The organism is Streptomyces sp. NPDC058459 (assembly GCF_042721685.1).
Classification (GTDB): Bacteria; Actinomycetota; Actinomycetes; order Streptomycetales; family Streptomycetaceae; genus Streptomyces.
Genome location: NZ_JBHXLV010000134.1, coordinates 1 through 18,503, shown reverse-complemented (window position 1 = coordinate 18,503; position 18,503 = coordinate 1). Strand labels below are relative to the sequence as shown.

16 protein-coding genes and 1 pseudogene are annotated in these 18,503 nt (G+C 72.4%); 5 read left to right on the top strand and 12 right to left on the bottom strand.

Features of this window, described 5'->3' with window-relative positions; genetic code table 11:
- Positions 1-32: 32 nt before the first annotated feature.
- Positions 33-1,538, bottom strand: coding sequence for a cryptochrome/photolyase family protein (locus ACFWN1_RS22470; protein WP_384364640.1), 1,506 nt, complete (start codon positions 1,536-1,538; stop codon positions 33-35).
- 243 nt (positions 1,539-1,781) lie between these two features.
- Positions 1,782-2,267 (bottom strand): MarR family winged helix-turn-helix transcriptional regulator, encoded by a 486-nt coding sequence (locus ACFWN1_RS22465; protein WP_384364637.1) that lies wholly within the window; start codon positions 2,265-2,267, stop codon positions 1,782-1,784.
- A 161-nt stretch (positions 2,268-2,428) separates the two neighbouring features.
- On the opposite strand from ACFWN1_RS22465, the gene ACFWN1_RS22460 reads away from it, so the two are divergent.
- From ACFWN1_RS22460 to ACFWN1_RS22450, 3 genes are all read left to right on the top strand, one after another.
- Complete coding sequence (locus ACFWN1_RS22460; RefSeq protein ID WP_384364649.1) at positions 2,429-3,577, top strand: PP2C family protein-serine/threonine phosphatase; 1,149 nt, start codon at positions 2,429-2,431, stop codon at positions 3,575-3,577.
- A gap of 200 nt (positions 3,578-3,777) precedes the next feature.
- Positions 3,778-4,164 (top strand): STAS domain-containing protein, encoded by a 387-nt coding sequence (locus ACFWN1_RS22455; protein WP_384364634.1) that lies wholly within the window; start codon positions 3,778-3,780, stop codon positions 4,162-4,164.
- An 80-nt stretch (positions 4,165-4,244) separates the two neighbouring features.
- Positions 4,245-4,646 carry an ATP-binding protein gene (locus ACFWN1_RS22450; RefSeq protein WP_384364631.1) on the top strand — a complete coding sequence of 134 codons (402 nt, stop codon included), beginning with the start codon at positions 4,245-4,247 and terminating at the stop codon, positions 4,644-4,646.
- Positions 4,647-4,649: 3 nt separating this feature from the next.
- On the opposite strand, the gene ACFWN1_RS22445 is transcribed toward ACFWN1_RS22450, so the two are convergent.
- The 6 genes from ACFWN1_RS22445 to ACFWN1_RS22420 all read right to left on the bottom strand — a co-directional run bounded on the left by ACFWN1_RS22445 (position 4,650) and on the right by ACFWN1_RS22420 (position 9,968).
- A complete protein-coding gene (locus ACFWN1_RS22445) occupies positions 4,650-5,069 on the bottom strand; it encodes an STAS domain-containing protein (RefSeq protein ID WP_384364628.1) in 420 nt (139 codons plus the stop codon).
- Positions 5,066-6,166 (bottom strand): cobalamin-dependent protein, encoded by a 1,101-nt coding sequence (locus tag ACFWN1_RS22440; protein ID WP_384364625.1) that lies wholly within the window; start codon positions 6,164-6,166, stop codon positions 5,066-5,068. The genes ACFWN1_RS22445 and ACFWN1_RS22440 overlap by 4 nt, the downstream gene beginning before the upstream one ends.
- Complete coding sequence (locus ACFWN1_RS22435; protein WP_384364646.1) at positions 6,166-7,836, bottom strand: PP2C family protein-serine/threonine phosphatase; 1,671 nt, start codon at positions 7,834-7,836, stop codon at positions 6,166-6,168. The genes ACFWN1_RS22440 and ACFWN1_RS22435 overlap by 1 nt, the downstream gene beginning before the upstream one ends.
- A gap of 180 nt (positions 7,837-8,016) precedes the next feature.
- Complete coding sequence (locus tag ACFWN1_RS22430) at positions 8,017-8,244, bottom strand: DUF5133 domain-containing protein (RefSeq protein ID WP_384364622.1); 228 nt, start codon at positions 8,242-8,244, stop codon at positions 8,017-8,019.
- Between the two features lie 492 nt (positions 8,245-8,736).
- Positions 8,737-8,928 carry a hypothetical protein gene (locus ACFWN1_RS22425; protein WP_384364619.1) on the bottom strand — a complete coding sequence of 64 codons (192 nt, stop codon included), beginning with the start codon at positions 8,926-8,928 and terminating at the stop codon, positions 8,737-8,739.
- 482 nt (positions 8,929-9,410) lie between these two features.
- Positions 9,411-9,968, bottom strand: coding sequence for a pyridoxamine 5'-phosphate oxidase family protein (locus ACFWN1_RS22420; protein WP_384364616.1), 558 nt, complete (start codon positions 9,966-9,968; stop codon positions 9,411-9,413).
- A 337-nt stretch (positions 9,969-10,305) separates the two neighbouring features.
- Here ACFWN1_RS22420 and ACFWN1_RS22415 point away from each other — a divergent pair, with 337 nt between their 5' ends.
- A complete protein-coding gene (locus ACFWN1_RS22415; protein ID WP_384364613.1) occupies positions 10,306-12,921 on the top strand; it encodes an ABC transporter in 2,616 nt (871 codons plus the stop codon).
- A 408-nt stretch (positions 12,922-13,329) separates the two neighbouring features.
- Here the strand turns inward: ACFWN1_RS22415 and ACFWN1_RS22410 are convergent, their stop codons facing one another.
- Both ACFWN1_RS22410 and ACFWN1_RS22405 read right to left on the bottom strand, forming a co-directional pair.
- Positions 13,330-14,514: a cytochrome P450 gene (locus tag ACFWN1_RS22410; RefSeq protein ID WP_384364643.1), complete on the bottom strand. Its 1,185-nt coding sequence runs from the start codon at positions 14,512-14,514 to the stop codon at positions 13,330-13,332.
- 344 nt (positions 14,515-14,858) lie between these two features.
- Complete coding sequence (locus tag ACFWN1_RS22405; protein ID WP_384364610.1) at positions 14,859-15,599, bottom strand: alpha/beta hydrolase; 741 nt, start codon at positions 15,597-15,599, stop codon at positions 14,859-14,861.
- Between the two features lie 211 nt (positions 15,600-15,810).
- Here ACFWN1_RS22405 and ACFWN1_RS22400 point away from each other — a divergent pair.
- Positions 15,811-15,939, top strand: a pseudogene (locus tag ACFWN1_RS22400) (N-acetyltransferase); the annotation flags it as partial.
- A 263-nt stretch (positions 15,940-16,202) separates the two neighbouring features.
- Here ACFWN1_RS22400 and ACFWN1_RS22395 read toward each other — a convergent pair.
- Together ACFWN1_RS22395 and lnt are read right to left on the bottom strand one after the other, a co-directional pair.
- Positions 16,203-16,682, bottom strand: coding sequence for an NUDIX domain-containing protein (locus ACFWN1_RS22395; protein WP_384364607.1), 480 nt, complete (start codon positions 16,680-16,682; stop codon positions 16,203-16,205).
- 68 nt (positions 16,683-16,750) lie between these two features.
- Positions 16,751-18,355 carry an apolipoprotein N-acyltransferase gene (lnt, locus tag ACFWN1_RS22390; RefSeq protein WP_384364604.1) on the bottom strand — a complete coding sequence of 535 codons (1,605 nt, stop codon included), beginning with the start codon at positions 18,353-18,355 and terminating at the stop codon, positions 16,751-16,753.
- Positions 18,356-18,503: the final 148 nt, after the last annotated feature.

Below are 18,503 nucleotides of genomic sequence, written 5' to 3'. Positions count from 1 at the left end.
GGGCGGCGGCGCGCGGCGTCTGCCGTGTCCGCTCAGGGTGGTGAGCCGCCCCGGTCCCGCGCGGTGCGCAGCACCGCCTCCAGGTCGCCGAGCCGGTCCAGGCCCTGTACGGCGCGGGAGGTGCGGTTGTTCGCGGCCAGCAGGTCGCGGTGGCGGTGCACGAAGGACCAGTAGCCGGTGGTGAACGGGCAGGCCCGCTCACCGGTGCGGTCACCGGGCCTGTAGGCGCAGCCGCCGCAGAGGTCGCTCATGCGGTGGATGTAGGCCCCGCCGGAGGTGTACGGCTTGGTGGTCATCCGGCCGCCGTCGGCGTACTGGGACATGCCGATGACGTTGGGCAGCATCACCCAGTCGTACCCGTCGACGAAGCAGCGGTGGAACCAGTCGGTGACCGCGCGCGGCTCCCAGCCCTGCTGGAGGGCGTGGCTGCCGAGCAGCATCAGGCGCGGGATGTGGTGGGTCCAGCCGGTGTCGCGCACCGCCGCGAGCGCGGTGGACAGACAGCGGGCGGTGACGGCGTCGGCGTCGAGTTCGAGGAACCAGTCCGGGAGCGGGGCGTGGGCGCCGAGGGCGTTGCGGTCGCGGTAGTCCTCGCCGAAGTACCAGTAGAGCTGCCAGACGTACTCGCGCCAGCCGGCGACCTGCCGGATGAACCCCTCGGTGCTGGAGATCGGCGCGTCGCCGGCGCGCCAGGCGTCCTCGGCCGCGTGGACGACCTCGGCCGGGTCGAGCAGGCCGAGGTTGAGGGAGGAGGAGAGGAGGCTGTGGCTCATCACCGGGTCGGCGGCGAGCATCGCGTCCTCCTGGGGGCCGAACCCGGCGAGGCGGTGCCCGGTGAAGCGGCGCAGCGCGGCCAGTGCCTCGCGACGGGTGGCGGGGAAGCGGCGCGGGCCGTCGCGGCCGACGAAGCTGATGCCGTCGTCACGCTCCCAGCGGTCCAGGTCGGCGCGGACCTCGGCGTCGATGTCGTCCTCGCGGGGCCGGTAGGGCTTCGGCGCGTCGAGGGTGCGGGCACCCTTGGGCGGGGGTTCGCGGTTGTCGTGGTCGTGGTTCCAGCGGCCTCCGGCGGGTTCGCCGCCGTCCATGAGGAGGTCCAGGTCACGGCGTACCCAGTGGTAGAAGTCCTCCTGGCGCAGCCGCCGGCCGCCGCGTCCGTCGGCCCAGGCGCGGAAGGCTTCGTGCGGGAACAGGAAGCCCCTGGCGGGCAGTACGCGCACCTGGTCCAGTGAGCGGACCAGGCCGAGGGCGGCCCGCGAGGTCGGGTGGTGGACGGTGACCCGGGCGTCGCCGACCGCTTCGCGCAGACCGGCGCGGTAGGTCTCGGCGCGGACGTGGCGGGCGCGGTCACCGAGTTCGGCGGCCCGGTGACGCATCGCGGAGAGCAGCAGGTGGGCCTTGGCCCGGTGGAAACGGCGGCGGCGGAACACCGAACGCGCCTCGATCAGCACCACGGAAGCGTCCTGGGCGGGGCCTTCGGGTCCCGGGGTGCTGAAGTGGGGGCCGAGCTGGTCGCCGAACAGCCAGTGCCAGTCGGTCATCGCGGCCACTCCTCGATCGGTGCTGGGTGCGGCGGACCGCGCGGGTGGGGTTGTACGGCTGCGGGGTGGATCTCATGACCGTCAGGTGAAACACTTGCTGTTTGACAACTATGACCATGAACGAAGAAAGTATCCGTGTCATGGCAGAAGGGAAGGATCTGGGATGTTCCGGTCGGCGGAGGCCGCTCCGTTCGCCGCTCACCGGCCACGATCCACGGCAGCCCTGGCGGCGGGCCGATTCGCTCAGGCGGTCCGGGTACCGGAGGACTCGTCGTACCCGTGTATCTGTTCCGACGCGACCGCGCAGAACGCCTCCAGGCCGCTGAGCAGGGCGCTGCGGTCCCCGGAGGACATCCGCTCCAGCACCGAGCGCAGCGTCTCCTCGCGCCGGGCGCGCAGATCCGTAAGGAACGCCCGCCCCCGGTTGCTGAGGTACAGGCGCACCTCACGGCGGTCCGTGCGGCTCAGCTCGCGCTCGACGAACCCCGCTGCCTGGAGCCGGTCGCACAGCCGACTGGCCGAGGGCGCGGTGGAGGCGAGATGGTCGGCGAGAGTCCGCAGGTTGATGCCCTCCTGATGCTCCAGGATGAGCAGCACACGCAACTGGGACGCCGAGGCGGGGGCCGTGGAGGCCCGGCCCCACAGGACTTCCAGCAGTTCCGCGGCGGTCGAGGTCACACGCGCGACTTCGACGGGCTCTGGGCGGCGGTGGAAGTTCGTCACAGTCACACTCTCGCAGGTACGGGGACGACCCACAGCCTACTAGCAGGCATGACGGTCCGGAGTATCGAAGAAGACGGCGCGCGGCGTCCACCACTCGGCCCATCGCGGGGCGGGCGTGGCGTTCTCATGGGTGAGAGATTGGCATACCTACGATCGTGAACAGATTCATGGCTGTCGAGCGGGCGCTGCGCACGGCGCCCCCCTGCGCCCTGGCCGACGCCGTCCGCCGGGAGCTGGCCGGGCACTACGCGGCCGAGGCAGTGGAGTTCCTCCTCGCCGATTACAGCCTCACCGTGCTCCAGCCGGTCACCACTCCGCCGCACGCGCTGCCCCCGGTCTCCCTGCGCGACAGCCCCGCGGCCCGTGCCTTCGGCGCGCAGGAACCCATCCTTGAGGGCGTCGCCGACGACAAGGTGCGGGTCCAGTTGCCCGTCACCGTGCACGGGGACCGGCTCGGCGTGCTCACGGTGACCCTGCCGGACACCGGGGAGACCCGCGCGGCGCTGCCCGAACTGGCAGCGATCGCCCAGGTGCTGGGGCACGAGGTGCTGGTCGCCGACCGCGAGACCGACCTGTACCTCCAGGCCCGGCGCCGGGACCGGCTCACCCTGGCCGCCGAGATGCAGTGGCAGCTGCTGCCCGGACGCTCCTGCTCCATGCCCGAGTTCGCCCTCGGCGCCCAGTTGGAGCCCGCGTACGCCATGCACGGTGACAACTACGACTGGTCGTCCACCGCGGACCAGCTCACCCTGTACGTCTCCAACGGCATGGGCGAGGGCATAGAGGCCGCGCTGCTCACGAACCTCGCGGTCAACGCCCTGCGCAACGCCCGCCGGGCCGGCCTCGCGCTCGCCGACCAGGCGGCCCTGGCCGACCAGGCGGTGTACGCCCAGTACCGGGGGAACCGCTATGTGTCGGTGCTGATGCTCGACTTCGACCTCGCCACCGGACGCACCAGCGTGGTGGACGCGGGCTGCCCGCGGCTGCTGCGGCTGCGCGACGGGGCCGTGGAGCGCATCGACTTCGACGCGCAGCTGCCGCTCGGCATGTTCGAGGAGACCGACTACGTCACCCAGCGGCTCCAGGTCGAACCGGGCGACCGGCTGGTCTTCGTCAGCGACGGCGTGTACGCGGTCGCGTCACCCAGGGGTGAGTCGTACGGGGACGTCGGGCTGACCCGGGCCATCCAGTCCACCCGGCTGCTCCCCGCCTCGCAGGTGCCCGGCGCGGTGCTGCGCGAGCTGGCCGAGCACCGCGGCACCCCGGTGCCGGACGACGACTCGCTGGTGGTGTGCCTGGACTGGCACGGCCGCTGAGGCACCCTGCCTGGCGGAGCGGTACGGGACGCGTCCCGTAGCTCTCCCGGTGATCCAGCGGCGCCGACCGCGCCCGGGGTGAAGTGGCCCGCCAGGCGAAGAGTAAGCGCTCGGCGTCCCAGCGTGACCATCTCGCGGATTCGAGGCCCGGCCCCGCCCCTGGACTGTGACAGCCGGACCACGTACGGCACCATGGGCTCATGGTGAACCGCGGTCAGTTGTTTGAGGAATCGATCCCCCCGGCGGTGGCGTATTCGCGGGCCGACGGAGAGCTGTGGGTCATCGGACTGCGCGGGCACCTCGACCCCGAGGAGCTGGACACGGTGGAGGACGCCACCGAGGACGCCCTGGTCCGCTGGACGGGGCCGCTCGTGTTCGACCTGCGGGAGGTCGGCTTCTGCGACTCCTCCCTCCTCAACCATCTGCTGCGTACGACGCGGCGCCGGAGCGTCGGTGTCTTCGGCGGTGACGGGACCGTGCGGCGCCTGCTCCAACTCACCGGAGCGGACAGTCTGCTGCCCTCGTACCCCGATCTGGAGTCGGCTCGTGCCGCCCTGTCCACGCTGCCGCGTCAGGCGCGGCCGTGAGCGGTTCTGTCCCGCTTGTCGGCGTGTACCGTCCGGGCGGGGGCACGTGCAGGGAAAGCACGCCCGCGCGAGAGGGGCTCATGTTCACCGCACACTCCCAGGCATCGTCACCGGCCGACGCACGTCGGCTCGCGGCGGCGTACCTGGATGCGCACTGTCCCGGCGCGGACGCGGAGGCGGTACAGATCGTCGTGAGCGAGCTGGTCACCAACGCCGTCCGGCACACCCCTGACGGCACCTGGTCGCTCGTCCTCAGACTGGAGGGGGGGCAGCTCGTCCTGGAGATCTCCGACGACAGCCCCGAACTGCCCACCCCGCGCCCGAATCCGCCGCTGGACGGCCGAGGGGGCCTCGGGATCGGGCTGGTGGAGAAGCTCAGCGACCACACCTCGGTCGCCCCCACCGCGCGGGGCAAGACGATCACCGCCTGGTGGAAGCTGCCCACCAGTCACGAGACGGAGCAGCCGGCCCCGGAGCGGTGAGGCTCAGGACGAGGTGGACTCGGCCTCGCCGGTGAGCTCCCCGCCCGGCCCGACGGTCTCGGCGGTGCCGTCCGCGGCGGCGGTGAGGTACTCGGCGGTGCCGGTCAGCGCCAGCATCCGGAGCAGCTGCACCGGCCGGTGCCGCAGATGCAGGGTGATGCCCGCCGGGTGGGTACGGCGCCGCAGCGCGAGCAGGGCGGACAGCCCCGTGGAGTCGAGCAGGCGCAGGCCCGCGCAGTTCATGTGCAGCTCCCGCAGGACCGGGCCGTACGCCGCGGCGTGCGCGTCCAGCGCCTGGCTCACGGCGTCGAGGAACTCGTCCGCGGACTCGAAGTCGAGGACTCCGTGAAGCGTCAGCCGTACGGCGCGCGGGTCGGCGGCCTCGACGGTGATGGAGAAGCCGGCGGGCTGGTGGAGGGTCATGCGGTCTTTCCTGGGCCGGGGCTCGGTCGGGTGGTGGGCGTGGCGGGGAGGGCCTCGGCGGCCGTCCTGAGGAAGCTCAGGGCGCGGGGGAAGTCACGCAGCTCCCCCGCCAGGATGTCCAGGCCCGCCCGCAGGCTGTGCACGGGTACACGGCGGGCCTGGAGGATCTCCGCGCTCCAGCCGATGAAGGTACCGAACAGCTCGCCGTCGTCGACGTACAGGGCGGTGGCCAGGAAGTCCACGATGTGGGCGAGATCCTCGGCGGCGCGCTCACGCTGCGCCTCGGTGTACGCGCGCATGCCGGGCCAGCGCTCCTCCAGGGCGGCGAGGGACTGCCGGACGAGGACGGACCGGTTGCCCTTGACCAGGGTGTACTCCTGGTCCGCGAGGTGGGGCAGGTCGTCGACCTGCTGCCGCGTCGTCGGCTCGGGCCGGACCAGGCCGTCGGCCAGCAGCCCGGCGGCGGAACGGGCGTCGGGGGCCCAGGCGTCGGCCCCGATCAGCCGGGCGTAGCGGCCGTCGCGGCCGAAGGCGGCACCGCCGACCATGACGGGGATGCCGACGGACTGCACGGCCGTCACCGCGGTGTGCGCGGCGGGCAGGTGCAGGGGCAGCGAGGCCGACAGCAGGGTGGCGGCGGGGTTGGTCGCGTGGAGGTGCGCGATCAGATGCGGAGTGGTGGTGTGGGCGCCCAGGAAGTCCACCTGCCAGCCGCGCCCGGTGAGGACCTCGGCGACCAGCCGCGCGGGCAGCACATGCCATTCGCCGTCGACGCAGGCCACCGTGATCCGGGGTCTCCGCGACGTGTGGGCGGGTGCCGGGACGCGGTGGGCGAGGGCGGCGATGACCCGGTCGATGATCGCGGTGGCAGCGTGTTCCTCGGCGACGCTGATCCGGTCGGCGGCCCACTCCGCACCGACTCGGCGCTGCACCCCGCCGAGCACGTCCAGCAGGAGGCCCTCCCTGCTCGCTCCCGCGTCGGCCGCCGCGAACACCTCTCTCACGGCGGCCGGCTCGTCCTTGCCGATCACCGCGGTCCACAGTCGCTCGGACAGGTCGGCGCGCTTCTCCACCGACGTGCCCGTGTCGGTGGTCATCAGCGATCCGCCGAGTGCCGGACCGCCGCGTCGTGGTGCCCGTCGACGGCGTGCAGGGCGCCGTGCCCGCCTGCCGGGTTGGTGATGGCGAGGCTGGCCATGTCGTCGTGCCGGCCACCGCCAAGCCACTGCGCGGCCAGCATCTGCACCCGTTCCACGACCGCTTCCGCGGGCATCCGGGCACACGGGCCGAGGGCCGCCCGCAGCCGCTCCTCACCGAAGAACTGGTCGCCCAGCGGGCCGCCGGACGCCTCGGTGATCCCGTCCGTGTAGAGCAGGCAGGTCTCCCCCGGCGCCAGCGACACATGGACGCTGCGGGCGGTGACCTCGGGCATCGCGCCCACGAGCTGACCTTGGGTCGGGGCCACCTCCACCCGGCCGTCGCTCCTGATGATCAGCGGCGGGAGATGTCCGGCGCTGGTCAGCCGCAGCCGGACCTGCCCGGAGCGGCGGGTGACGGAGGCCAGCACCAGGGTGGCGAACCGGGTGTGGTGGCTGTTGAGCAGCGCGCCGTTGAGCAGCGACAGCACCTGCTGGTGGTCGGCGGACAGCGGCAGCAGGGCCTGCAGCACGCTGCGGATCTTGCCGGTCAGCACGGCGGCCTCCAGCCCCTTGCCCGCCACGTCACCGAGGACGACGAAGGTCTCCTGACCGGCGTCCGCGCCCGGGTGGACGTCGTAGAAGTCCCCGCCCACCCGCTCGTGGTCCCGTGCCGCCCGGTAGGCGCCCGCGAACTCGACGCCATGGACGCGTTCCAGGCGTGGCGGCAGAAGTTCACGCATGAGCGTGGAGGTGATGGAACGCTGTTCGGCGTACAGGCGTGCCGCCGACAGCGCCACACCGGCCCGTGCGGCGAACAGCCGCGCGAAGACCTCCTCGCCCTCGGTGAACGCCTGATGCGTGCTGGAGCGCAGCAGGATCAGTACGCCGGCGGGCACGCCGTGACCCGGCAGCGGGGTGACTATGACCGAGCCGATCGGGCCGTCGAAGTCGTCGGGCACCGCCCAGCCGGGCAGGTCGTCCGGGTCGATCCACCGTGCGGGGACCGGCGGGAAGCCCTGGAGGGCCTCCGCGAGCCCGGCGACCGAGCGCGGGTCGATCTGGAGCATGGACTGGGTGACCTGGCCGTCGCCCCGCGCGTACGTCAGCGGGTGACGGCGGCCCTGGGCGGGGGCGACGATGACCGCCGCGTCCGCGAGGTGTCCCGCGGCCATCCGCGCGGTGACCGTCATGCACCGCTCGACGTTCAGCGAGGACAGCAGGGCACCGGAGACCTCGGCGAGCAGCGCCGAGCGCTCACGTTCGCCGCGCAGCGCCCGCTCGGCCAGTCGGCGGTCCGTGTCCTCCAGCAGCCACCACACCACGGTGCCGTCGTCGCACGGGGAGGGGTACGCCTCGAAGCTGCGGCCGGCCACCTCGCCGGACACGGCGTCCGCAGGAGTTCCTGCGGAGCGTAGCGCGCGGTCGGCGTCGGCCAGCCAGGACGGCATGGCCGCCGCCGTGATGGAGTCACCCACACCCAGCGGTATGAGACGGCGTGCCGACTCGTTGGTCTCGACCAGCGTTCCGTCGGCGTCGATCACCAGCACGGGACAGGGGGCGCTGTTCCATGCCGTATCTACGCCGACACCGCCGGCGTGCGGACTGTCGGGTGTACCCGGAGAAGAAATCACAGTCGGGGAGCGCGAGCGTGCGCTCCACCACCTCTCTGTCGATCGAGAACGTTTACCGATGACAACGGTCTCGCATCCACCGGCCACGTGCAATGCCCGACAGTTTTCCACACATACTCGACACACCCATTGCAAATCGCCCTCTTGACGGGCCGACAGTCATGGTGCGGAGGCAGTTCAGGCGGGCACGAGGGAGTCGTCCTGGGGGCGCGCGCCGGGCAGCCGGTGCCGGGCCGCGATCAGCGCCGCGTCGATGTCCCGGGTGCCGGTCGCCACGCACAGGGTGTAGGAGATGTCGTCCATCCGCCGCCTGACCTCGTCACCGCCGTCCTGCGCTTGCCGGATACGCAGCGCGTCGTACTGCTCGATGAGGTTCTGGAGCACGGCGGGGTGGGCCATCAGCATCTGGGGTCTCCCTCTGACCAGAAATCACGTGGGGGCTACAACGACCCGACTACCCTGTGTCCATCCGGACATGCCTGTGCGTCTTCACCCGATCGACCCTCGGCTTCACCGGATCACTCCCCCACCTCCCCGAGACCTCCCCGTACCCGTGCCCCTCGGCGACGACCTGGTGGCGCTGATGCGCAGCGCCAGCACCTGCCACAACGCCACCACGATGCCCGACGGCTCGCCCCAGCTCACCCAGACGTGGGTGAACACGGGTGGCCGTGTGGTCTTTGACCCCGCCGACCCGCCGTCGTACCCGCAGGTTCGCGGCCGGGTGGTACGGGTGACCACCGAGGGTGTGGTCGGTCACATCGAGGCGCTCTCACGGAAGTACCTGGGCGGTCCCTACCCGTGGTTCGGCGGCCGGGACCAGGTGCGGGTGATCCATGTCATCGAGCCGGAGCGGATCAGCGGCCCGCGCGGCTGCGGTCCGGACGCGCCACGCGCTCAGGCGGCCTCGGTCTCACGCCCGGGTGCGCGCGGGGCCGCCGGTCCCGCGCCGCCGTGGATCAGGCGCAGCCGGCGGGCCCGCGCGTGGCGGGGCGGCCCGGACGCCCGCGCCAGCCAGTCCTCGGTGCGGTCCATGCCGTACAGCAGCATGGTCACGACCGGCAGCAGTAGAAACGCGACGATGGCCACGGTGGGGGCTCCTCCCCGGCAGACAGCTCTGTACGGGTGCCCGCCCCCGGCCCCGCAAGCGAGCAACCCTGTGAAGGTGCGGTGACGTTCCCGTGCCCGGGTGGCGTCCTCACACGCCACGCGCTCGCGCGCTCGTCCCTGGGGTGGAGCGACGGCGAGCCAAGTGTCTTCCCTGATCGACAGCGCCGTCCGGGCCACGACTCCCGCAGTGGACGGCATCAATGACGAGCGGCTCACCCGTCCCGCCGGCCGCCCGGGAACCCGTCGACCTGGCCTCGGCCGCGACTGGCGGAGCCGGTTCGGCATGGTGCTGGGCGATCTGCTCGTCCACGGCCGGGATGGAGGCCGGCACCCGGCGCGGAGGCCTGCTCGCTGCGCCTGAGCGCGGACCGGGTGGGTGACCATGTGCCGCCCGCGGGGGTGCGAGGCCGGCGCCCAGGGCCGGCCGCGCATACCGGAGCGGCCGGGCCCCGTCCGGAGGCTCAGAACGTCCAGCGTGTGTGCGTGTAGACCCCGTCGTCCCGGCCGAAGCCGTAGGCCGTGTCCGGGGCGAGCGCGAACACCACCGCCCGCCCCGTCCGGAACGCGTCCCCGATCCCGTGGAAGGTGCCCTCGGGGGAGGTGACGTGGTACCCGTACTTCGCCTCGTACGCCGCGATCACCTCCTCCACCTTCGCCGGATCGACGACGCGCTCCGCGCTGCCCTCCAGCACGAGGTCGAGCCCTTCGGTGAGGGAGTTCCGTCCGGTGATCAGGGCGCAGTGCGGGTCATGGGCGAGGTTTTGGGCCTTCTGCTCCTCCGGCCCGGTGGAGAAGTACAGCACCCCGTCGTGCCAGGCGGCGATCACGGGCGTGACGTGCGGCCTGCCGTCGGGGCGCACGGTGGAGACCCAGAAGATCTCGGCCTCCACCAACTGGCGCCGGGCGTCGGCCCACGGGGTCGCGGTGGCGTCCTCGGCACCGGGGCGCGGGTTGAGCGCGGAGCTGTAACGGGGGTCGAGTTCGGTCGTGGGGTGCTGCGAGCGGTCGTCTGTCGGCATGGGGGCTCCCTTCCGTTTCCCGACCCGGTAACGACGCGGACCCCCTGTCGGTGGCTCAGCGGCCGGGTGTCAGGACGGTGAGCACAGCGGCGGGCGTTCCCAGCAGATGCAGCCGAGCCGGGAGAGCAGCGCAGCTTCCTGTTCCTCCGTGACTCCGTGACGCTCACCCCGCTCCCGGAGGCTCCTCCTCGTCCAACCGTCCCGGCCGCGCTGTCACGTCGTCCGCCCACCGCGCCGACAGCCGTCCCAGGCGGGCGCGGTCCGCGGCGGCCTGGCGGGGCTCACTCGATCACCAGCCCCCGCAGCACGGGTGCGCCGGTCGGGCTAGGTTCTGGTCATGGCTCCGCCTCCACCACACCCTTCCGCACCGTCGCCCGCCGTACCACCGGACGCCGGCCAGGACGGGCTGATCCGGGTCCGTGGTGCCGACGAACACAACCTGCGGCATGTCGATGTGGACGTGCCCCGAGACCAGGTGGTGGCGTTCACCGGGGTGTCGGGGTCGGGCAAGTCGTCGCTGGCGTTCGCCACCATCTACGCCGAGGCCCAGCAGCGTTACCTGGAATCCGTGGCACCGTACGCCAGAAGGCTGATCGACCAGGGTTCGGCGCCCCGGGTCCGCTCGATCACCGGTCTGCCGCCGGCCGTGGCGCTCCGCCAGCAGCACAGCGGCGGCAGCACCCGCTCCACGGTGGGCACCGTCAGCCGGGTCTCGAACGTGCTGCGCATGCTCTACTCCCGCGCCGGTACGTACCCGGCCGGCCGGACCCCGGAGGACCTCGCCGGAACGTTTCCGCGTGATGCCGCGCCGCTGGACTCCGACAGTTTCTCGCCGAACACCGCGGTGGGCGCGTGCCCGGCCTGCTCGGGCCTGGGGCGCCTGCACAGCGTCGACGAGGGCAAGCTCGTCGGCGACGACTCCCTGAGCATCCGGGAGGGCGCGATCACCGCGTGGCCGGGCGCGTGGCAGGGCAAGAACTACCGGGACATCCTCGCCGAGCTGGGCATCGACATCGACGTACCCTTCCGCGAGCTGCCCGCCGCCCGCCGCGAGTGGCTGCTGACCACCGACGAGCAGCCGACGGTCACGGTGCACCCCGTCCGGGACGCACACCGGGTCGCGCGCTCGTACCAGGGCACGTACATGAGCCCCCGCAAGTGGGTGATGCACACGTTCGCCACTTCGAAGGCGGCGCATCTGCGGGCGAAGGCCGCCTCCTTCATGGCCGAGGAGGTCTGTCCGACCTGCCACGGCAAGCGGCTCAACCCGGAGGCGCTGGCGGTGACCATCGCCGGGCAGGACATCTCGGTGGCCACCTCGATGCCGCTGAGCCAGCTCTCGGCCTTCCTGGAGTCGGCGCGCGACCACCCCGACACCCTGGCGCTGCCGGCCGAGCGCGGACAGGCTGCGCACGCCCTGATCGGCGGTCTCCAGGACCAGCTGGGCACGCTGACCGACCTGGGCCTCGGCTACCTCGCCACCGGCCGCGCGACCTCCACCCTCTCCAGCGGGGAGCTGCAGCGGCTGCACATGGCCACCCAGCTCCGCAGCGGCCTGTTCGGGGTGCTGTACGTGCTGGACGAGCCCTCGGCCGGGCTGCACGCGGCCGACACGGAGCTGCTGCTGACCGCCCTGCGACGGCTCCGGGGCGCCGGGAACAGCGTCTTCGTGGTGGAGCACAACGCGCAGGTGCTGGGTTCGGCCGACTGGGTCGTCGACATGGGTCCGGGCGCCGGCCGGCACGGCGGGCAGATCCTCTACAACGGGCCCGCCGCAGGGCTGCACGAGGCGCCGGAGTCGGTGACCGCCCGGTACCTGCCGCTGGACGGGCCCGCCGTCCCCGGTCCGGAGGAACCCCGCCGGCCGGAGGGCTGGCTGCGCCTGGACGGGGTCACCGGCCACAACCTCCATGACCTGGACGCCAGTTTCCCGCTCGGTACGCTGACCGCGGTCACCGGGGTCTCCGGGTCCGGCAAGTCGACCCTGGTCCGGCGTGCCCTCGCGGAGACGGTCCGCGATCAGCTGCACGCCGACGAGACGGCGGAGGACACCGCCCGCGACCCCGCCTCGGTGGAGACCGCCGACGAGGAGGAGGCCGGGGTGCCGGTCTGGGACCCGGCTGAGGACCGGGTGACGGTGCGGTCCAGTACGGGACTCGGTCACATCGGCCGGCTGGTGGTCGTGGACCAGAAGCCCATCGGCCGCACCCCGCGCTCCAACCTCGCCACCTACACCGGCCTCTTCGACAGCGTCCGCAGACTGTTCGCCGCCCAGCCGACCGCGCGCGAACTCGGTTACACCGCGAGCCGCTTCTCGTTCAACGTGCCCCAGGGACGCTGCCCGCACTGCCTGGGCGACGGAGTCGTCAGCGTCGAACTCCTCTTCCTGCCCACGGAGACCTCCCCCTGCCCGGTCTGCGAGGGCGCCCGCTACAACCCCGGCACGCTGATGGTGCGTCACCGCGACAGGACGATCGCTGATGTGCTGGCGATGAGTGTGGAGGAGGCACACGGGTTCCTCGCCGACGTGCGGCCCGCCGCCCGTATACTCCGGCTGCTCTCCGACATCGGCCTCGGCTATCTGACGCTGGGCCAGAGCGCCACGACGCTGTCCGGCGGCGAGGCCCAGCGCATCAAGCTGGTCAGCGAGCTGCACCGGGCGCCGCGCGGCCACAGCCTCTACCTGCTGGACGAGCCGACCACGGGACTGCACCCGGCGGACGTGGACCTGCTGATCGGGCAGCTGCAACGCCTGGTGGACGCCGGGAACACGGTCGTCGTGGTGGAGCACGACCTGCGCACGGTCGCCGCCGCGGACTGGGTCGTGGACCTCGGTCCGGGCGCGGGCGACGACGGGGGCCGCATCGTGGCCGAGGGGCGACCGCAGGACGTGGCCCGAGCGGGCGGTACGCCCACCGCCGACCATCTGGCGCGCCGCCTGTCAGCCCGCTGACCTGTGAGATCACGGTCTGTTCGCACTTGTCGGCATATCTGATCCTTGTCGCCGGCATGGAGGCGGCCCCGGTCGATGGCCCGCCGCACCGCCTGCGCACTGGCGCCCGCGCACACGTCGCGCTGGATGATCTGGCCCGGTAAGCCGCCGGCGGCGGTCCTCGCTCCCGGCGTCCTCTCGCAGCCGGAGAGTCAGCACAGGCTGGTGAGGCGGGACCGCCGGGACGATGCCCGTGAGGTACCGACCCGCCTGCGCGGCGACGGGGAGGCCGCCCGCACGAGACCACGGAGCGGGGCCCGCCTCGGTGCGCTGGACGATTCCGGGGCCCGGCTTCGTGCCGGGCCCCGGAATCCTGCTACCGGACGGCAACGGGGCCGGCCCGTCGCCCGGGGTCGTACATCGCCGGTGTCACCAGGCCACGGGCAGCTCCAGGGGGAAGCGACGGATCGTCTTGGTGTCCCAGCGCACTTCCTCCGGGGGCACCGCCAGCCGCAGTCCGGGGAACCGCTCCAGGAGTCGCCCGACGGCCACTTCGAGTTCCGTCATGGCCAGGGGCACCGCGATGCAGCGGTGCCCGCCCCAGCCGAACGTCATGTGCGGACGGTTCGGCCGGCCGACGTCGATGACGTCCGGGTCCGGGTAACGCTCCGGGTCACGATTGGCCGCCAGGTACGAGACATGGACGAAGTCCCCGGCCCGGATCTGCGCACCGTCCAGCTCCATGTCCTCCAGAGCCAGCCGGGGGATGCCGACCCCGTTGCGGAACGGGATGTAGCGCAGCATCTCGTTCAGCACGCTGGTCAGGTCCTCGGGCCGGCGCCTGAGGTGGTCCGCCAGTTCGGGACGGGTGAGGAGGAGGTAGACGATGTTGCTGATCTGACAGGTCGCCGTGTCCTGGCCGCTGAGTGCCAGCGTCAGGGCGGTGACCGCCAGTTCCCTGTCGCTGAGGCAGTCGTCGCCGTCCCGGGCCTCCGCCATCAGGCTGATGAGGTCCTCGCCCGGCGACTTCCGGCGCAGTTCGACAAGTTCGCCGAAATAGTCCGTGAGGTCTGTCTTCGCCTCCGCGGCGGCCTCCTTGCTGCCGGCACCGACGACCAGCAGTCTGAGCACGGACTCCTGCAGACGCCCCCAGTCCTCGGACGGGACGCCGAGGAGGTCCAGGACGGTGTGCTGGGGAAGCGGATCGGACAGCAGCTCCACCGCGTCGGCCGGTGACCCCTTCTCCTCCATCTCGTCCAGCAGGCGGTCCGCGAGCCGCACGATCCGGGGCCGCATCTCGTCGGCCTGCTGCTGGGTGAACGCCTGCGAGGCCAGCTGGCGGACACGGCTGCTGTGCGGCGGGTCCATGACGTTGATCGACTCGGGCGAGACGATGGGCTCCGGCGTCAGCCGGGGGTAGTCGTGGCCGATGATCGCGGCCCGGCTCAGCCGGGGATCGGTGGTCACCCGTTTGACGGCGTCGAAGCCGGTGACGATCCACGCCTCGGCATCGCCGTAGGGAAGCCTGACCCGGACGGGGGAATCCCGTCCCATCAGGTCGGCGAGGGCGGGATCGAACTCGAGTGCATCACTGAAGTCGAACGGACATGCCATTGTCTCTTTGTCGATGAACACCAGACGGCTCCTCCGATTACGGGACGAGTGCGGGATTTACGGCGCCCAAGCGCGGTGGAGCCCTTCGGCGATGTGCGGTGTGCGCCGGGAGAGAAATGGTGACGCAGAGTAGGCACGATCAGAGTGTGGCCCGGTACCACGGCACTTCGAAGCCGCCACGCCATGCCGACCGGCCATGTTCTGCCAGACGCCCCCGCACGGAGGGACGCCCCGCCGTGGCCGGCACGCCGCTCGAAGCGCACTCAGGAGCGAGCAGCCGGCGCGGGGTCCCGACCTGGATGAGCGGCCTGCCGACCCGCCTCAGCCGCTCCGGTGACCGGGCCTCACCTCAGATGCCGGGTGAAGAACTGTGCGGCCGCGTCCCCCGCGAACTGCGGGACACCGGTGTGGCCGCCCATGTTGGCGTGCAGCGTCTTCTCCTCGGAGCCGAAGGCGTCGAACAGGTCCAGGGACGCCTGCCGGTCGTTCCCCTCGTCGTCCCACTGGAGCAGAACGTGCAGGGGAACGGTGAGCTGCCGGGCGTCCTGGAACACGGCGCGCGGCACGAAGCTCCCGGCGAACAGCACGGCGGCCGCGATACGAGGCTCGACCAGCGCCAGCCGGATGCCGATGGAGATCACTCCTCCGGAGTAGCCGACCGGGCCCCCGATCTCGGGCAGCGCCAGGAGCGAGTCCAGCGCGGTCCGCCATTCCGGGACCGCCCGGTCGACCAGCGGAAGGACGAGTGCGTCCACGATCTCGTCACCGACCGGCTCGCCGGCCTCGATGGCACGGCGCATGCCGGCGCGGGCCTGCTCGACGTCGGGCAGGCGGGGACGGTCGCCGCTGCCGGGGAGTTCGATGGTGGCGGAGGCGAAGCCGTCCGCCGCGGCCTGCCGGGCGCGGGCCACCAGCCGGGGGTACATCCCGCGAAGTCCGAGGGGCGGGTGGCCGAGCAGGATCAGCGGCGCCGGTGCGGACGCGGAGACCGCCGCCGGTGTCCAGAGGATGCCAGGGACGTCACCGAGGGTGAACTCGCGCTCGATGAGGTTGCCGTCGAGGCGCTGCTCGGAGGTGAACTGCATGGTCGTGCCTTTCGGGAGTGCACTGGAACGGCGCTCCCGGACGACCTGCCTACCGCCCGACCGTGACCCCGGAGGGGAGCACCCATGTCGATACTGCGTTCACGGGTACCACCTCCTCCATCTCTCGCACGGCCACCGGAAAGGTAGCAGGGCGTTGCCCTCGTGCACCAACGGGTTTATGTGCCCGGCCGCCAAGGCCGCGGCACGATGCCTCGACACGCACAACGACGCCTCGATCCGGCTGTGCGAGCGCCTGGGCATGCGCCACGAGGCCCACCTCGTCGAGAACGACCTCGACGGAACGGACTGGAGCAGCGAATACGTCTACGCGGCCCTCGCCGGGCAGGTGCTGGCTACGGGGGATGCTGTCCCTGCTCACCGCCACCCTCTGGGGCGACCCTGCCCGCGTGGGGCCCTCGGCCCCGGCGGCCGCCAGCCCGAGCACTCAGGCGCTGCCGACGCCTCCGGCGGCCCGGACGACGAGGTCCAGGGCTGACGGGGTGCTGGGCTGACGGGGTGCTGGGCCGAGGGCTGGGCGGCGAGATCATGTCCCGACCCTGGTGACGCGTCCCCGGCTCACCGCATCGGGCGAGCACCCCTACTTCAGCCGAGCGTCATGGGGTCGAACCATGTGGGTGCATCGGACAGCGCCTGCTTGATCCGGGACAGCGAGAACTCGTTCAGCTCCGGCAGCGCGTCCACCGCGAACCAGTCCACGTCCAGCGACTCGTCGTCGTTGACCCGCGCCTCGCCGCCCACGGCCCGGCAGCGGAAGGTGATGTCCATGTACTGGCACATGTCACCGTTGCCGTAGGTGACCGGCCGCAGAGCCTGGACCAGGACGATCCGCTCGGGCACGCAGTGCACGGCCGTCTCCTCGAAGACCTCCCGTACCGCACACGCGGCAGGCTGCTCCCCCGGCTCCGGGATGCCGCCGACCACCGACCACTTGCGGGTGTCGGTACGGCGGCCCAGGAGCACCCGGCCCTCGTCGTCGAAGACGATCGCGGTGACGCCGGGGAGCCAGAGCAGCTGGGTGCCCGCCGTGGCCCGGAGCGCGGTGATGAATTCAGGAGTAGCCATGGCCCCGACCCTAAGGGGCCGAACGGGGCCCGTTCCCCCGGGTCAGGGGCGTACGGCCCGTCGTACGGCTACGCGCCACCGGCGCGCCGGGCGCGCACCGCGGTCGCGGTGGCCCAGCCGAGGCCGCCCGCCGCGACCAGCAGCAGCGCGATCTCCGGGAGGATGCCGAGCCGGGTCGCGGGTGTCTCGGAGGTGCGCAGCGGCACCTTCATGTCGATGTGGGCCGGGACGAACATGCCGGTGTGCCGGGCGACCCGCCCGTCCGGCATGATCACCGCGCTGACACCGCTGGTCACGGGCACCGTCACGGTCCGGCTGTGCTCGACGGCGCGGACGCGGGACATGGCGAGCTGCTGGTAGGTCATCTCGCTGCGGTCGAAGGTGGCGTTGTTGCTCGGTACGGAGATCAGCTGGGCGCCGTGGGTGACGGTGTCCCGCACGGCCCAGTCGAACGCGGCCTCGTAGCAGGTGGCGAGGCCGACCTTGACGCGGCCGAAGCCGAAGACGCCCGGCTTGTCGCCCCGGCTGAAGTCCTGGCGGACCATGCTGGTCCACTCGCTGTTGATCGCGCCGATGAGCGAGCGCAGCGGGAGGTATTCACCGAAGGGCTGCACCTGGCGCTTGTCGTAGGTCTGGAGGGGGCCCTTGACCGGGTCCCAGAGGATCTGCTCGTTGAGGAGCCTGCCGTCCCGCTCGACGACCGAGCCGACCGAGATGGGCGCGTCGATCGCCTCGGCGGCGCCCTGGATGACGGCGGCAGCGTCGGGTTCGGCGAAGGGGTCGATGTCGGAGGAGTTCTCCGGCCAGAGCACGAAGTCGGGGCGCGGCGCCCTGCCCGCCGCCACGTCGGCGGCGAGCTTCACGGTCTCGCGGGCGTGGTAGTCGAGCACGGCGCGCCGCTGCGCGTTGAACTCGAACCCGGCGCGGGGCACGTTGCCCTGGATCACGGCGACCGTCGCCGTCCCCGCCTCGGCCTTGTCGCTGACCAGGGCACGCGCGCCGACGGCGCCCGCCACCGGCACGGCGATGCTGAGCAGCGCGACGGCGGCGGCGGACCGCCGTACTTCGCCGTCGCGGCGCCGCAGGACCAGCCGGATCACCTCATGGACGCCGAAGCCGCACAGCACGACGCCGAAGCCGAGCACCGGGGTGCCGCCCACCGCGGCGAGCGGCAGGAAGACGCCGTCCGCCTGTCCGAAGGCGACCTTGCCCCAGGGGAACCCGCCGAAGGGCACGCGTGCGCGTGCCGCCTCTCCGGCGATCCACAGGGCCGCGGCCCACACCGGCCAGGCGGGCAGCCTCGACACGGCGCCCACACCCACGCCGACCAGGGCGACGTAGAGCGCCTCGACGGCGACCAGGGCGAGCCAGGGGACGGGGCCGACCTCCACGCCGGTCCACATCAGCAGCGGCAGCAGGAAGCCGAGGCCGAAGAGGTAGCCGAGGCCGAGCGCCGCCTTCCAGGTCCGGCCGCGCAGCACCCAGGCGAAGCCCGCGAAGGCGGGCAGGGCCAGCCACCACAGGGGGCGGGGCGGGAAGCTGACGTAGAGGAGCACGCCGCTCAGCGCGGAGACGAGGGCCGGGACCATGCGGCGCAGACGGGCGCGGGCGCCCGGTGCCGGGGTCGGCTGGAGCCGGCCCGGCCGGTCCACGGAAGTTGCGGTGACGGTCACCCTGGGGAGTGTACGGCGGTCCGTATGCCCCCTGACGTGCTGGTCGGCACCGCCGGGAACACGACGATCCCGCGCGACTCGTCCCCGGATCGGCTCGCAGCCGTTAGCGTGTGCCGAGCCTCGGCGGTGCGGCCGGTCCCGGCCGCCC